Annotated in this window: 14 protein-coding genes and 2 other annotated features; of the genes, 12 read left to right on the top strand and 2 right to left on the bottom strand. The window is 40.0% G+C overall.

Annotation, left to right across the window (positions count from 1 at the left end; genetic code table 11):
• Window positions 1–48: 48 nt before the first annotated feature.
• Window positions 49–819 carry an alpha/beta fold hydrolase gene (locus tag WB217_RS11525; RefSeq protein ID WP_423993370.1) on the top strand — a complete coding sequence of 257 codons (771 nt, stop codon included), beginning with the start codon at window positions 49–51 and terminating at the stop codon, window positions 817–819.
• A gap of 756 nt (window positions 820–1,575) precedes the next feature.
• Here the strand turns inward: WB217_RS11525 and WB217_RS11520 are convergent.
• Window positions 1,576–2,850, bottom strand: a complete 1,275-nt coding sequence (locus tag WB217_RS11520) for an MFS transporter (RefSeq protein WP_423993369.1) — start codon at window positions 2,848–2,850, stop codon at window positions 1,576–1,578.
• A 145-nt stretch (window positions 2,851–2,995) separates the two neighbouring features.
• On the opposite strand from WB217_RS11520, the gene WB217_RS11515 reads away from it, so the two are divergent.
• The 8 genes from WB217_RS11515 to trpA all read left to right on the top strand — a co-directional run bounded on the left by WB217_RS11515 (window position 2,996) and on the right by trpA (window position 10,919).
• On the top strand, window positions 2,996–3,637 hold the full coding sequence (locus WB217_RS11515) for an MOSC domain-containing protein (protein WP_423993368.1): 642 nt from the start codon (window positions 2,996–2,998) through the stop codon (window positions 3,635–3,637).
• 60 nt (window positions 3,638–3,697) lie between these two features.
• Window positions 3,698–3,947 (top strand) — a binding site (T-box leader).
• A gap of 289 nt (window positions 3,948–4,236) precedes the next feature.
• Window positions 4,237–4,492: a binding site (T-box leader), on the top strand.
• A gap of 58 nt (window positions 4,493–4,550) precedes the next feature.
• Window positions 4,551–5,945, top strand: a complete 1,395-nt coding sequence (gene trpE, locus WB217_RS11510) for an anthranilate synthase component I (RefSeq protein ID WP_423993367.1) — start codon at window positions 4,551–4,553, stop codon at window positions 5,943–5,945.
• Window positions 5,929–6,531, top strand: a complete 603-nt coding sequence (locus tag WB217_RS11505; protein ID WP_423993366.1) for an anthranilate synthase component II — start codon at window positions 5,929–5,931, stop codon at window positions 6,529–6,531. The genes trpE and WB217_RS11505 overlap by 17 nt, the downstream gene beginning before the upstream one ends.
• The gene (trpD, locus tag WB217_RS11500) at window positions 6,515–7,540 is read left to right on the top strand and encodes an anthranilate phosphoribosyltransferase (protein WP_423993365.1); all 1,026 of its coding nucleotides are present in this window, start codon (window positions 6,515–6,517) and stop codon (window positions 7,538–7,540) included. The genes WB217_RS11505 and trpD overlap by 17 nt, the downstream gene beginning before the upstream one ends.
• Window positions 7,540–8,325 carry an indole-3-glycerol phosphate synthase TrpC gene (gene trpC / locus WB217_RS11495; RefSeq protein ID WP_423993364.1) on the top strand — a complete coding sequence of 262 codons (786 nt, stop codon included), beginning with the start codon at window positions 7,540–7,542 and terminating at the stop codon, window positions 8,323–8,325. Before trpD ends, trpC begins: the two co-directional genes overlap by 1 nt.
• Before the next feature lies 1 nt (window position 8,326).
• Window positions 8,327–8,941: a phosphoribosylanthranilate isomerase gene (locus WB217_RS11490; protein WP_423993363.1), complete on the top strand. Its 615-nt coding sequence runs from the start codon at window positions 8,327–8,329 to the stop codon at window positions 8,939–8,941.
• Window positions 8,942–8,944: 3 nt separating this feature from the next.
• Window positions 8,945–10,180 (top strand): tryptophan synthase subunit beta, encoded by a 1,236-nt coding sequence (gene trpB, locus WB217_RS11485; protein ID WP_423993362.1) that lies wholly within the window; start codon window positions 8,945–8,947, stop codon window positions 10,178–10,180.
• Window positions 10,149–10,919, top strand: coding sequence for a tryptophan synthase subunit alpha (gene trpA / locus WB217_RS11480; protein ID WP_423993361.1), 771 nt, complete (start codon window positions 10,149–10,151; stop codon window positions 10,917–10,919). The genes trpB and trpA overlap by 32 nt, the downstream gene beginning before the upstream one ends.
• Before the next feature lie 269 nt (window positions 10,920–11,188).
• Here the strand turns inward: trpA and WB217_RS11475 are convergent, their stop codons facing one another.
• Window positions 11,189–11,794, bottom strand: coding sequence for a methyltransferase domain-containing protein (locus WB217_RS11475; RefSeq protein ID WP_423993360.1), 606 nt, complete (start codon window positions 11,792–11,794; stop codon window positions 11,189–11,191).
• A gap of 792 nt (window positions 11,795–12,586) precedes the next feature.
• Here WB217_RS11475 and WB217_RS11470 point away from each other — a divergent pair.
• The 3 genes from WB217_RS11470 to WB217_RS11460 form a co-directional block, all read left to right on the top strand.
• Window positions 12,587–13,165: a hypothetical protein gene (locus WB217_RS11470; protein ID WP_423993359.1), complete on the top strand. Its 579-nt coding sequence runs from the start codon at window positions 12,587–12,589 to the stop codon at window positions 13,163–13,165.
• A gap of 156 nt (window positions 13,166–13,321) precedes the next feature.
• Window positions 13,322–14,383, top strand: coding sequence for a tRNA 2-selenouridine(34) synthase MnmH (mnmH, locus tag WB217_RS11465; protein WP_423993358.1), 1,062 nt, complete (start codon window positions 13,322–13,324; stop codon window positions 14,381–14,383).
• A gap of 142 nt (window positions 14,384–14,525) precedes the next feature.
• Window positions 14,526–14,710 (top strand): hypothetical protein (locus WB217_RS11460; protein ID WP_423993357.1); only part of this gene is annotated, 185 nt, incomplete at its 3' end.

The following is a 14,710-nucleotide window of genomic DNA, read 5'->3' as shown; positions in this document are numbered from 1 at the left end:
AAACATGCCTTTACGTAAGAGGATGAATGTAAAAGGAGTTGAGTTTGGATGCCCCTATGTCAATTAGCTTATGGCGATGTATTTTACGAGGATGCGGGAAATGGCCCCCCAATTATTTTTCTCCATCCGCCTGGAATGGGGAGGAAAGTATTCCGTTTCCAAATGCCATTGAGCGATAAGTACCGAGTGATTATACCTGACTTGAGCGGACATGGAGACTCGACTGCTCTATCGGATTCCGTAAGTATAAAAAACTACGCAAACGAAGTCCTTAATCTTATTACTTCATTAGGTGTTGAGAAAGTAGTTCTTTGCGGTTATTCCTCTGGAGGAAGCATCGCTCAAGAATTTGCATTGACATATCCTGGACGGACTGCAGCAGTAATCCTTTCAGGTGGATTTGCAAAGGTGGAATCGCCTGCTTTAAAATATGAACATTTATTGGGCATGTACTTTGTTAAAAATTCACCTAATATCCTGGCAAAGGTAATCGCGACTGCGCACACCCATGAAAAAGATTATCGCCTTGAATTGATCGATCATATGCTGAAAGCCAACCGCAGCACGTGGTTTCATTTTTATAATGAATCTCTGAACTACTCGTGCTTAGAGCGGCTGAAGGATTTATCTGTTCCTTTGCTGCTGATCTACGGGTCAAGGGATTTTATAAACCAGCATCTCCGGACTTATGAGAGGGAATTGTCCGAATTTAGGACTGCCTTTATCCAGAAAGTTTCACATCAGGTTCCGGTGAAAAAATGGCACGAATTTAACACCGAAGTATCCAATTTTTTGGATAACCTCAATTTGCAAAGATAAAACGCATTGGCTGGCTCCAAACGAGTTCTCTTTTGGGTTGCAAAATCACAAATAACATAGTGAAAAGCATGGTGATTAGCAATTAAATCATCATGCTTTTTCGATTCAGAATATTATCCGTGATAATTCAAAGTCGTTATAATTGGAATGACAATATCAGTTTAAAAGGATAGTTGTTGGAACTTTTGAAGGACTTTGATAAGAGAGGATCCGCTCTTATCAGTTAGATAGACGGAAAAATTTCGCTTAATTAGTAAATAGCATTGAAAATAGCTTAAATAAACGGAGAGATTCCGCCTATTGACTCGAAAAACATTAAATGGGGAATTTTGCTGGAGTATAACCGGAAAAACTCCCCTTATTTAGCCCGAAACGAGCTCTATTCGGGAATTAACAGGAAAATCTCCGCTTATTTTACTTTTAGGACTGGTATTTAAAGTCGAAGCTCTTGTTATGCATTAACAAGCATAGATGCAACCGAGTTCTCCCGGGTTCATCTAATTTATGTTTGAAAATAATTCCATTCTTATCAGATTTAACGAAGTATTAACAACCGTTTTAACATATCAACTAACAGCGTGAGAAGGAATATTATCACTTTGCTAATTGGTATGCTAATTTCAGTGTTTACTCTCAAAATTGTCATTAACCTTTTTATATCAACAAAAAACAGCATGGTAAATCATATGCGATTTAGCATGCTGTTTGTGTTGTTTTTTCACATTTTGCACTTCAAAAGAGAACGCATTGGCTGCTTTACGCTCCCTTATTATCAGGCTTTATTGCGATGAACGTTGCTAATGCAGCTGCGATGCTCAACGTTGTTAATAAAATGAAGATGATTTTACTTGAATTTTTCATAAGTAAGGCAATTACAGGAGGACCTGCTGCAACTCCAATAAATCTCATTGAACTATAAATCGATGTGATTGTTCCTCTTTCCTCTTTCTCGATACTTTCCGTTATGAGCGCATCTAAGGGAGGGAGACTTGCACCGATTCCAATTCCTGCAACCAGAAACATTGTAATGATGAACCAAAGCTCCTCAGAAAAGCTTAAAAGGGCAATGGCAATTCCTAATATCACTAAACTGCTGAATGTGATCCATTTCATCAAGACCATATTTTTTTTGATTTTCTTCCCTGTTATAAAGGAGGACAGGCAAAGTGCACCTAAGGGCAGTGCCAGCAGCAAACCTTTTCGCAGATCCTTGATTCCATATTTATTTTCCAGAATGTCCGAAAGGTAAAATAATACTCCGAAAAGTACAAACATAACAATAACACCAATAAAAAAGATGGCATAAAGCCAACGGCCATTTTCGGTAAATATAAGTTTGACTTTCTTTAAAAAGTCTTTAAAAGGCAAAGGTTTTTCTTTCTTTTTAGGGCTCGAAACCATAAAAGTCATCATGAGAATGGAAATTGCACAAAAAACTGGTATTGAGAAGAACGGAAGGAACCAGATAAACCCAGCCAGAAAGGAGCCTAAGACTGGACTTAGGACCTTCCCAAGTGTATTTGCTGTTTCTATTTCACCTAGCACGCCACTTACTTCATCATCATTTTTAAACATGTCACCTACCAGTGGCAAAACAATTGGAAATGCCCCTGCCGCACCTACACCCTGCAGCGCTCTGCCAATAAGAACGATCCAATAGCCGTCATTCATTTTCCATGCAGCCCATCCTGATATAAGACCGCCAATTCCAGTAATGATAAGACTCGGAATGATTACTTTTTTTCTGCCGATATGATCCGAAAGGTAGCCCGCAATTGGAATTAGAAAGATTGCTACAATGGAGTATACGGTTATGATTAAAGATGACTGAAAGGCGGAAATACCCATTTTACGTTCCATTTCTGGCAGTACGGGTATCAGCATTGAATTTCCAAGTGTCATGACTAATGGTATAGATGCGATTGAAATGATGGCCCACTTTTGGTTATTAACATTATCCTTTTTAGAGTCCTTTTCTTTCTTCCCCTGGATTCCTTCAGATTTAGGAAACAAGTTTTCAATATAATTCATGTCCGAAACCTGCCTTTTTTCAAACTATTTTTAGTGTGAGCTTTTGTGAGGAGAAAAACAGATGTTTTTTTATGGTAATCCCTAATAGTAAAATAAAGTGGAAAATAATAAAATGAGGGAAAGCCTAAGAGGGAGATGTAGGAAAATGGTGAAGATTTTATTTTTAAATGTAGGTTTGCCAGAAGTAAGGAACTGGAATGGTAAACAGGAACAGTCAGCAATCTCAAAAAAAGGCGTTTCTAAAGCATTCCTTTCTTTCGAGGCACTTCAAGGGGATGGAGTTGCAGCTACTGAATTTCATGGGGGACCAGACAGAGCGGTTTGTTTTTACCCTGTAGAGCATTATGCTCAGTGGTCACATGAATTTGGCAAGGACTTTAATGCTCCCTCTTTTGGCGAAAATATATCAGCTCCAGGAATGAAAGAAGCAGATGTATTTATTGGTGATATTTATCGTCTGGGTAACGCGACTGTCCAGATATCTCAAGGGAGAATCCCGTGCTCGAAAATTTCGAAAAACAACGATACCAATCAGCTATTGAAAAAGGTAGTCGAAACTTGTTATACAGGTTATTTCTTTAGGGTGCTTGAAGAAGGGATAGTTTATTCCGATTCAGAAATCACCCTGCTGGAGAGAAAGCAAAATAGCTTCTCCATTTTACGAGCAAATGAATTATTTTTTCATCAAAAAAACGATTATGAAGCCATTGTAAAACTCCTTGAAGTCAATGGATTGGCGGAGGATTGGAAACAAAATCTCCAAAAGTTGATAAGGCAGAAAAATTAAAAAATTTATTATTTTATTTGACATTTAGAATTTATCGTTTTATTATTTAAAACAATATAACGTATAGCGTTGACGAAGAGTAGTAACTGAAACGGGTACTTCAGAGAGCTGATGGATGGTGAGAATCAGCGTGGCTGTTACAGCGAATGGACTTCCGAGCTTCCAAACCGAACCCTTCGGGCAGTAGGCTTTGGCGAAATGGCCTTATCGTTACAAAAGGCAGGCATTAAGCATTCTATCATGCTCGATGCTGTTAAGCGAGCCGAATTTCGGCTAAACAAGGTGGCACCACGGGTCTCTCGTCCTTATTTTATATAAGGCGGGGGACCCTTTTTGTTTTGGCTCTTTTCTTTCTGGTCAATGCTTTTAGAATTTTGAGTTGAGAAGGTGCAGGAACACGATATTGTCGTAACAAAGATAATATTGATTTTATTAATGCTATAACAAAAAAAAGCTCTCTTTAGAATAACAGTGCTCCAATGAAGTAAGGAACTATTCAAAGAAGTACGAATCTAAATAAATTGTGTGAAAAAGTCTTTATTTCATGAAAAAACTAATGTGGAATAAGCTTTCTATAAGTTTTTGGAAAACTTAATATAATTAACTCGATGAGCAAGAAGAGTAAGCAGATGATTTTCGGTACAGAGAGCTGGGTATGGTGAGAACCGGCGCGAAGATCCCTGCCGAATGGCCTTGCGAGAGACAGCTTGAAATGCAGTAGGGCTGTCCGGGATTCCGCCGTTAAAAGGATAGGGTATACCGAAAATCCATATGATTTTCCTGTACCTGAAGAGAGGGAGCTTTTTCTGCTCCAATATGAGGTGGCACCGCGGTCCAATCGTAATCGTCCTCTATACAGCACAATATTTGTGCATGTATAGGGGACTTTTTTATTTTCAAAAGGAGGATTTCAATGAATGTTCAAACGCGAGAACTGCTGGTAGAAGAGCTTGAAGGAGATACAATGACGCCAATTTCCTTGTACCAAAGGATTTCCGGAAAGAAAAAGTTCCTATTAGAGAGCTCACATAAACATGAGGAATCCGGAAGGTTCTCATTCATAGGCAGTGACCCCGTTTACGAGCTGATAAACGCTAACGGGGAGACAATTGTCAAAAACGAGGAAAGCACTGTCCAGATAACAGGATGTTTTGCAGAAGCTCTACAGCAATATGTACCTAAAATTGAGAACGCACTGGATATCCCTTTTATTGGAGGCGGTGTTGGATTTATCGGCTATGATTTCATAAGGAATTATGAGGACATAGGGCTATTGCCGGAAGATACCGTTGGGATGCCTGATGCCCATCTTATGATCTTTGATCACATTATCGTATGCGACCATTTAAAACAAAAATTATATCTAATAGGCATTCCCATCCCCAATCAATCAACAGAAAATCTCGTTAAAAGGCTTAAAAAGCGAAAAGAGGAGATTCATACACCAGCAAAAACATCTTCTGACGGATATTTTTCCGTAACTGATTTCAAATTTTCCAAGTCAAGGGAAGAATTCACTGAATCGGTTGCAATGGCTAAGGAACTAATTGAAGCAGGTGAAATATTTCAGGTTGTATTATCACGTAGGCTGACTGCAAAAGCAGAAGGCGATCCTTTTACCTTTTACCGTAAATTACGGGTTAATAATCCATCGCCATATATGTATTTTCTAGACTTTGATGAATACGCAGTGGCGGGGTCTTCTCCTGAAAGCTTGGTGAAGTATCATTCAGGAACCATATTAACCAATCCAATTGCTGGCACGCGACCAAGAGGGATTTCGTTTGATGAAGATGAAATTTTAGAGTCTGAATTGCGAAGTGATGAGAAAGAGCAGGCCGAACACAAAATGCTTGTAGACCTTGCCAGGAATGACTTGGGGAGGGTATGCGAAATAGGCACCATAGAAATCAAAAAATTTATGGATGTCGAGAGATTTCAGTTTGTGATGCATCTCGTTTCAGAAGTGCGAGGTAAATTGCTTAACTCAGTCCATCCGATTGAAGCACTTGCCTCCTGTCTTCCCGCCGGAACTGTATCTGGCGCTCCGAAAATACGCGCTATGCAAATTATCAACAGACTGGAAAGAGAAAAAAGAGGAGTCTATTCAGGAGCGATAGGATATTTTTCTGCCTGTGGAAGCATGGACTTTGCCCTGGCAATCAGGACGATGGTTGTCAAGGATGGCAAGGGATATTTCCAGGCTGGGGCTGGTATCGTTTATGACTCTGATCCACAGAAAGAATTTGAAGAAACTAATCACAAATTAAAAGCTTTATTGGAGGCAGCGCATGATTCTGCTAATTGATAACTATGACTCTTTCACCTTTAATCTTTTTCAATATTTAAGTGAACTCGGCTCGGAAGTAACAACTGTAAGGAACGACAAAATATCACTAAACCAAATTGAGCAAATGGCTCCTGATGGTATTGTTCTTTCACCTGGTCCTGGGAGGCCAGAACAAGCTGGGATATGTGTGGAAGTCATAAGAAAATTTGCTCCGGAAATCCCCATTCTAGGTATTTGTCTCGGCCATCAGGCAATTGGATATGCATTTGGAGGCTCAGTTATAAAGGCGAATAAAATCATGCATGGCAAAGTATCAAAAATAAAACATAATGAATCCTTGCTGTTCAATTCACTGCATCAGCATATCGAGGTAATGAGATATCACTCACTGGTAATTGAACGTGAAACGTTGCCTGAGGATCTTGACGTTCTGGCAGAATCAATGGATGATCACGAAATTATGGCAATCAAGCATAAACGGTTTCCGCTGTTTGGGCTGCAATTCCATCCTGAATCTATAGGAACCAACAGCGGTAAACAAATTTTGAAGAATTTCCTGGAAGAAATCAGAAAGGGGAAAAAGGCATATGAAATTTTTTCTTGAGAAGTTACTTGAAAAAAAATCGCTAGAAGAAAAAGAAATGGAAGCTGCGGTTGAGGATTTTTTTACTAAAGACATAAGTGATAGTGAAATTGCCGCTTTTCTAACCGGGTTGAAGGCTAAAGGGGAAACTGCCGATGAGATCTCGGGACTTGTTAACGTAATCAGGAAACATTCAATAAATTTTACTAAGAAATATTCAGATGTCATTGATAACTGCGGGACTGGAGGCGATGGATCGAAAAGCTTCAATATCAGCACAACCTCAGCGTTTGTGATTGCCGGTGCAGGAATTACGGTTGCTAAACATGGAAATAGAAGTGTTTCGAGTAAAACAGGCAGCGCTGATGTACTGGAAGAGCTCGGAATCCGTCTTGACTTAGAAGCAGAGCTAACTGAAGAAATTTTAGAAGCAAACGGTATAGCGTTTCTTTTCGCTCCCCATGTCCATCCAAAACTAAGGCAAATTATGAAGGTGCGAAGAGAATTGAAAATCCCAACAATTTTCAATCTCATTGGACCGCTCACCAATCCAGTTGACCTTGATTATCAGATGCTTGGAATTTATAGAAGAGATTTGCTTGATCAATTTGCCCAAGTCCTTGACAACCTTGGCAGGAAGAGAGCTGTTGTTATTAATGGAGCAGGTCATATGGATGAAGCTTCGCTGGCAGGAGAAAACGAACTAGTCATATTAGCTGATGGGGAAATCAAAAGTTTGAAGCTTCATCCCGAGGAATTGGATATGCCAGTTTATGACAACACTCATATCCTCGGTGGAGATGCCAGGGATAATGCTGAAATTTTAACGAGTATTTTAAAAGGCAGAAAAGGCCCTCAGCGAGATACAGTGCTTTTGAATGCTGGAATTGGGATTTTCACAGCAGGCAAGGCTGATTCCATATTAGATGGAATTGCCATTGCGGCTGAAAGTATTGATTCGGGGAGAGCGCTGTCAAAGCTTGAGAATTTAAAAGCGCTAAGTACCAGAACAAGAAAGGCGGTGGGATAATGGAAGGCACAATTCTTGAAATCATTATCAAACGAAAAAGATTTGAAATAGAAAATCTTAAAACAACCAAGTTAGATTTGAAACAACCATGTTTTAAACCACGATCGCTAATAGACAGATTAAGATTCAGCGATAATGTAGCCATCATTTCTGAATTCAAAAGAGCCTCACCTTCAAAAGGTGACATTAATCTTCAGCTAAAGCCAGCAGAGCAAGCAAAGCTTTATGTGGAAGCTGGTGCCTCGGCAATATCTGTTTTAACGGATGAAATCGGCTTTAAAGGAACGTTTTCCGATCTTGAAAAAGTACGTGAAACAGTAGATATTCCGATACTGTGCAAGGATTTTATCATCGACAAGTTTCAAATTGATCTAGCCAGGTTTTCTGGTGCAGATGTGATACTGCTGATAGCAGCAGTTCTCAGTAAAGAAGAATTGGCTCTGCTCCATGGGTATGCATTATCTCTAGGTTTGGAGTGTCTTGTTGAAATTCATGATGAAAAAGACCTTGAAAAAGCGAAAGAAATTAAGGCGCCACTTATTGGTATAAACAATCGTGATTTGAAAACCTTTCAAGTTAATCTTGATGCAACAATGAAACTGGGACCACTTGTTAAGAATTCGGGTGCAATGCTAATTAGTGAGAGTGGCATGAAAACAAGGGAAGATGTTCAAACAGCCGCATTAGCGGGTGCGAACGGAGTATTGGTTGGCGAGACATTCATGAAATCACTCGATATTGAGCGGACTTTTATGGAATTCAAGGTTCCTATCGGAGGCTATTGATATGAAGGTGAAGATTTGCGGGATTAAAAGTCTGGAAGCAGCTAAATATGCTGTAGAACAAGGAGCGGATGCTATAGGGTTCGTTTTCGCGAAAAGTAAAAGAAAAATTACTTCAATGGGGGCGAGGGAAATAATTAATGAGCTTCCGGCAGCTGTCTGGAAAGTAGGAGTCTTTGTGAATGAAGACGCAGAAACAATTTTGCAAACAGCAAAGACAGCAGGTCTGACTCACATTCAGCTTCACGGTGATGAGAAAATGGAGCCTTATAAAAAAATTGATATCCCGATTATAAGATCTGTTTCAGTTTCATCAGGCGAGGATTTAACAAGGATTAAAACATTAAAGACAGAGTTTGTGCTGCTGGACAGCCCGCCTGAAAAATTTTATGGAGGAAATGGCATGAGCTTCGATTGGGATCTTGCTGAGGGGATAGGAGCGTCCCGACAGAATGTAATCCTTGCAGGGGGCCTTAATGCAGATAATGTTCAAGCAGCGATTAATAAAATCCAGCCTTTTATGGTCGATGTAAGCAGTGGTGTTGAAACGGATGGGCAAAAAGATTTGTTAAAAATTAGAGAATTTATATATAAAGCAAAACGAATAGAGGAGGAATAAGGAATGGAGACAAGCACGTATAGAATGCCAGATGAAAAAGGTCATTTTGGAAAATATGGTGGAAGATTTGTTCCTGAGACGCTGATGCATGCGGTGTTAGAACTTGAAGAGGAATATCATCGTGCAAAAGAAGATGAGAGTTTTCGTGACGAATTGAATCTGTTAATGAGAGATTATGTTGGAAGGGAGACTCCGCTATTTTTTGCAGAAAACCTCACCAGACATGCTGGAGGGGCAAAAATCTATCTGAAAAGAGAAGACTTGAACCATACAGGAGCCCATAAGATTAATAACACCGTTGGTCAGGCACTTTTAGCTGTAAGAATGGGCAAGAGAAAAATTGTCGCTGAAACAGGAGCTGGACAGCATGGGGTAGCGACTGCGACAGTCTGTGCATTGATGAATCTGGAATGTGTGATTTTCATGGGGAAAGAGGATATTAAGCGTCAGCAGCTAAACGTTTTTAGGATGGAGCTGCTTGGGGCCAAAGTTGTCAGCGTGGACGCTGGCAGCGGTACTTTGAAGGATGCGGTGAATGAAGCGCTGCGCTATTGGGTGTCGAACGTCCGGGACACCCATTACATCCTTGGTTCTGTGATGGGTCCGCATCCATACCCGATGATGGTTCGTGACTTTCAGAGTGTAATTGGAAGAGAAACAAGGGAGCAGTTTTTGGAGCGTGAAGGGAAACTGCCGGATGCATTGGTCGCATGTATTGGCGGTGGAAGTAATTCGATTGGGATGTTTTATCCTTTCTTAAAAGATGAATCAGTCAGCATTTTTGGTGTTGAGGCAGCTGGATTGGGATTGACTACTGAAAAACACGCTGCCTCCCTAGCAAAAGGAAATCCTGGTGTACTGCATGGTGCTATGATGTATCTTTTGCAGGATGAAGATGGACAAATACAGGAAGCCCACTCGATATCGGCTGGTTTGGATTATCCAGGAATAGGACCGGAACATAGCTATTTGCATGATATAAACAGAGTCAAGTACGAGGCTGTAACAGATGAAGAAGCTCTTATGGCATTCAAACTTTTATCTAAACTGGAAGGAATCATTCCTGCCCTTGAAAGTGCGCATGCTGTGGCATACGCTGTGAAGCTCGCGGGTGATATGAACGAAAATGAGAACGTAGTTGTATGTTTGTCAGGCCGCGGTGACAAAGATGTTCATACTATTAAAGATCGAACAGGAGGAGCGAGTAATGAATCACATTCAAACAGCGCTTACTATTAAAGAGAAAAAAGTATTTGTACCTTATATAATGGCGGGCGATGGGGGCCTGGAAAGCCTAAAGGGAAAATTGTTGTTTTTACAGGATAGCAGGGCAGATGCGATTGAAATAGGCATTCCTTTTTCTGACCCTGTTGCGGATGGGCCGACAATCCAAAGAGCAGGCATCCGTGCATTGAAGGAAGGAACGACATTAAAGAAAGTCCTGAATGCTCTTAAAGAATATAAGGATGATGTAAGTGTTCCTCTCATCCTGATGACCTATTTAAATCCTCTCATCGCTTATGGCTATGAACAATTTGCCGAAGATGCTCAAAAAGCAGGTGTAGCAGGCTGTATTATTCCTGATCTGCCGATTGAAGAAGAAGCATTGATTGTGCCCCATCTGGAGAAAGAAAATCTCACCCTTATTAGATTGGTGACCTTGACTACACCAGTAGAAAGAATAAGGGAAATTGCTGGAAAGTCTGCAGGATTTATATATGCTGTTACAGTGACAGGAACTACCGGTACAAGGAATGAATTCAGCAATGATCTTGCTGGATTCCTAAAAACAGTTAAAAGCCTAAGTTCTGTTCCTGTTCTGGCGGGATTCGGAGTATCTAATAAAGAACAGATACAAGAAGTGTGCAAGCATTGCGATGGGGTAATCGTTGGCAGTAAAGTGATTGATCTTTTTGAACAAGGGAAATATGAAGAAATTCAAAATTTAATCCATTCTGCTGAAATAGTGAATATATAAGAAAAGCGCAAGCGCCTTGTAAAAGGAACGGCGACTAACTACGCCACGTCCTGTGGCAACGTCGGCACTAGGACGTCCTGTCCGCCGAAGGGCCGACCGGTGAAGTCGTTCTTTGACTTCATTGGCAGGAACGAAGCGTCTCGAGGAGTTAGGAGCCGCAGCCAGACATGCGACTCGAGGGGCTAGGCGCTGGAGCTGGACATTTCTCGAAGTGAATTTTATGCTTTCCTATCTCTTAAAAAACGATAGCCGCTGTCAGTGGACAGCGGCTATTCCTTGTCCTTTTCTGCTGTAACACATACTGTGAGGACAGGTCTAACTTTTTTATAAGAAACTACAGGATCCCTGAAACCCGATTGAAGCAAGTCCTGCTTGATTTTCTCACCAAGCTGTCTAGCGGTATCATCTGTTGAACCTTCTTCTCTAGGTTGGACCGTGATCACGATTTTCCCGCCCTTATCAATTAAGGTATGAATGTGCTTTAAAGATTGAAGAGGCTGATCCCATAATGGATAGTTATTAACAGAGAGTACTTTGGTGTAGTGGTGTCCCGGCTGGAAATTGACTACATTACCAGCTGCAAGATACACCTTGCCAGTTTGGATCCATTTCTGGTTTCTTTTAGATGCTTCCTGGAGCATCTTTTCTGATAGATCAATGCCATCTATCTCGACTAATGGGTAATCTGTTATCATTGTTTTGATTCCGTATCCTGGACCGTAACCAATCTCGAGAATACGGTCTTTTTTTTGAATCTGCAGCTTCTTAATGCTCCATTTATTTATTTTGCGGTTCTCAAAGTACATGATTGTTCCTGCAAGCTTTCCAAGTAAGCCTTTAGGTTTTTCAAATTGCTTCGCCATTGAATCAATCATTGTGTACACTCCTGTATGATTAGTATCATGATTTTTTCCATTCTATATTTGGCTAAAAGTTTACAGTAGCTTATATATTTTAACCAAATGTTTGGTTACTCTGAAAATAAAGATGTCTGTAATACTAATTCACATCCCTCATGGTGAAAATTTTCTGCATGAATGCCCAGTGAGAAAATTAACAGTTAAGGTTAACAGAGCCAATTGTTTCAGAATTTGAATGAAGGGCTTTTTCAAAAACAGCCTTTAACATCTATACCTTTTTTACTTATTTTAAAACCTTTGTTGTTTGCCCTTTTCCTCCCTTGTAAAGGAAATAAAACTGAATTTTTTTGTGGGAATATTCAGTTATTATAAAAATTATTTCTCGGGAAAGCGCAGGAAAAGACAAGATAAAACAAGTTGCTGTCGTTTTCCGCAAACCCTGGCCTTTTTTGTCAAAACTCTGTTAAGCTAGTCTGTTAATTCCCACTAAGATGTTCATTTTTCGAGATGTGGTCATATTAACTATCCTAGGCGCAGTGCGCTAGGGCGGTGCTCTCGAGAACAATTCAAGAGGTAAAAACCTGTATTGAGTTGTTTTGATGAAGCTCAAGAGAACAGCAGCTGGTTTTATTGTTATAGCAGGGAGGAATATTTTATTGAACAGTAAGATTTGTTACAGTAAAAAAGTGTGATTGCTGTATATACTTTATTTATAGGAAATCGGAAATAAACAAGAGGAATTTTTGGGAGATGAAGTGACGAAATATTTAGTTTTTAGCACTTTGTTCATAAAGGAAGATGAACGTGATGAAAATGTATAAAGCGATTCTCGATATTTTAGTAAAGAAGGGGACTGCAACAATTCCAGTTATTTGCAAGGAAATGAGTGAACAGGCAACAAGTTACTTTCGCAAAGACGAGCAAGTTGTTGAGCAGGCATATATAAAATCGCTGATAAGTAAAAATAAAGAGTTATTTTCGCTGAAAGATGGCATCGTATCAATAAGACCTGAACGTGAGCCTGTAATGCTGTCAGTCGTACTGTATGGATATCCGGGTCCCGAGCGGAGATTAAAAGTAGATTTTAAAAAGAATCGTTTTACGTATTTTGAATGGTATTTGGATTCCAAGGCCCGAGGTTCATTTAATGCACCCGTGCCAGGAAGTGTGGAGTACTTCAAGCAGCAGCTATACTCATTTAATTGTTGGGAATGGCAGGACGATTACCAGGCAGAGGGTATCATTGTTGATGGAACAACTTGGTCTGTCAAACTTGAAACTAGGGGAGAAAAGTTTGATAGTGGCGGAATTGATTGTTTCCCAAAGGAATGGAAAGACTTCTGCCGTGCGATCAGCACTTTGATTGGCAGGGAGTTCCTGTGTTGACCACATGCTTGATGTTATGTGGTCTTTTTTTAATTCTGCCTCAAATATGGTAGGATAAAGAGAATACAAGTTAATAAGAGTGAAAATCTGGCCTCTTTTAGATAAAATAGTAAGATGGCGGTTTTCACTTTTCGACCATGGAGGTCAAGCGGAAAAATGAAGGACATATCAGTACAAGAATTAATAAACTCGAATCAATATATCCCAGTAGATGTCAGGGCACCGATTGAACACCATGAATCAGCTATTCCTGGTTCGGTTAATATTCCATTGTTTTCCAATGAAGAAAGAAAAGAAATAGGAACGATATATAAACAATTAGGGGAAGAAGCTGCAAAGTGGCGAGCAATGGAAATCGTTTCACCGAAACTGCCCCAATTGCTAAGTGATATAAAAGATCTTAAGAAAACAGGGGCAGAACCTGTGATTCATTGCTGGAGAGGCGGGATGAGAAGCCGGTCTGTTGCTTCATTCTTGGAATACGCGGGGATTCCCTCAGTCCGTCTTGAGGGCGGATACAAAGCTTATAGAGAATATATTTTAGAACAAACCCCAAAGTTGCTCCCGGAAAAAGCAGTTGTTTTGCATGGCATGACTGGAACAGGAAAAACGGAAATTTTACACGCTCTACAGATAAAAGGCTTTCCAGTAGTTGATTTGGAAAAAATGGCTAATCACCGTGGTTCAATTTTTGGGATGATTGGCATGGGAGAGGGCCATAATCAAAAGACATTCGATGCGCTTCTGTTCGATCGGCTAAATGAACTAAAAGGCTCAAAATATTTTATCATTGAGGCAGAAAGCAAAAGAATCGGCCGTGCCGCCCAGCCGGATGAACTTCTGGAAAAAAAGGTGAATGGAATCCACTTCCTGATCAAGAGTTCGATCCCAAAAAGAGTCGAACGGATCTTTAATGAGTATGTATTGCCATTCAAGGAACAGGAATGGTTTGATAACGAAGTGAATGAAAAAGTATCAAAACTAATTAAGAGAATTAAGAAACAGGATATTGCTGCCTCACTAGAATATGCGCTAAATAATCGTGAATATAAGGTTTTAATAGAAATTCTGCTTGTTCACTACTATGACCCTAGATATGAACATGCGCTGCTGGAATATAATGGGCCATTTATAGAACTTGATGGGGACGATCCAGCTGCAATAGCAGATCTCGAAAAAACCTTGCGAATTCGATTTTCGGATTCGAGAGCGGTTTAGAATTATCAAAAAAAGGTTATGTAAAAGGGAGAGCGTTTAAAAATGCTTTCCCTTTATTTATGTCTTTCACCACTTAAAATTTCGAGTATTCAATATTCAATATATGTTTATGGGAGAGAATTACGAAATAGGAGGAGGAAGCATGAGCGAAACAAAGAATTGCTATCACCGTTTTTCACTTCATGAAGAGAATGTTGGTTTCACTACAAACGACGGGGTTGATCTTTTCAATGCTGGAACTAGATTTCAAAAATGCATAACATGCGGTCATATGGAATTGCCTGTGGATTCAAGCGATATGATTGAAGCAAACCAAATTGAAAAACG

It is taken from the genome of Mesobacillus sp. (assembly GCF_049588175.1).
Lineage (GTDB): Bacteria > Bacillota > Bacilli > Bacillales > Cytobacillaceae > Mesobacillus.
Note: the sequence above shows the minus strand (reverse complement) of the source record. Positions and strands in the feature narration are given on the sequence as shown.

Bases quoted from the DNA above. Each gene is read 5' to 3' on its own strand.
- WB217_RS11525 (WP_423993370.1), top strand. From the start codon at position 49: ATGCCCCTATGTCAATTAGCTTATGGCGATGTATTTTACGAGGATGCG.
- WB217_RS11520 (WP_423993369.1), bottom strand. From the start codon at position 2,850: ATGAATTATATTGAAAACTTGTTTCCTAAATCTGAAGGAATCCAGGGG.
- WB217_RS11515 (WP_423993368.1), top strand. From the start codon at position 2,996: ATGGTGAAGATTTTATTTTTAAATGTAGGTTTGCCAGAAGTAAGGAAC.
- trpE (WP_423993367.1), top strand. From the start codon at position 4,551: ATGAATGTTCAAACGCGAGAACTGCTGGTAGAAGAGCTTGAAGGAGAT.
- WB217_RS11505 (WP_423993366.1), top strand. From the start codon at position 5,929: ATGATTCTGCTAATTGATAACTATGACTCTTTCACCTTTAATCTTTTT.
- trpD (WP_423993365.1), top strand. From the start codon at position 6,515: ATGAAATTTTTTCTTGAGAAGTTACTTGAAAAAAAATCGCTAGAAGAA.
- trpC (WP_423993364.1), top strand. From the start codon at position 7,540: ATGGAAGGCACAATTCTTGAAATCATTATCAAACGAAAAAGATTTGAA.
- WB217_RS11490 (WP_423993363.1), top strand. From the start codon at position 8,327: ATGAAGGTGAAGATTTGCGGGATTAAAAGTCTGGAAGCAGCTAAATAT.
- trpB (WP_423993362.1), top strand. From the start codon at position 8,945: ATGGAGACAAGCACGTATAGAATGCCAGATGAAAAAGGTCATTTTGGA.
- trpA (WP_423993361.1), top strand. From the start codon at position 10,149: ATGAATCACATTCAAACAGCGCTTACTATTAAAGAGAAAAAAGTATTT.
- WB217_RS11475 (WP_423993360.1), bottom strand. From the start codon at position 11,794: ATGATTGATTCAATGGCGAAGCAATTTGAAAAACCTAAAGGCTTACTT.
- WB217_RS11470 (WP_423993359.1), top strand. From the start codon at position 12,587: ATGAAAATGTATAAAGCGATTCTCGATATTTTAGTAAAGAAGGGGACT.
- mnmH (WP_423993358.1), top strand. From the start codon at position 13,322: ATGAAGGACATATCAGTACAAGAATTAATAAACTCGAATCAATATATC.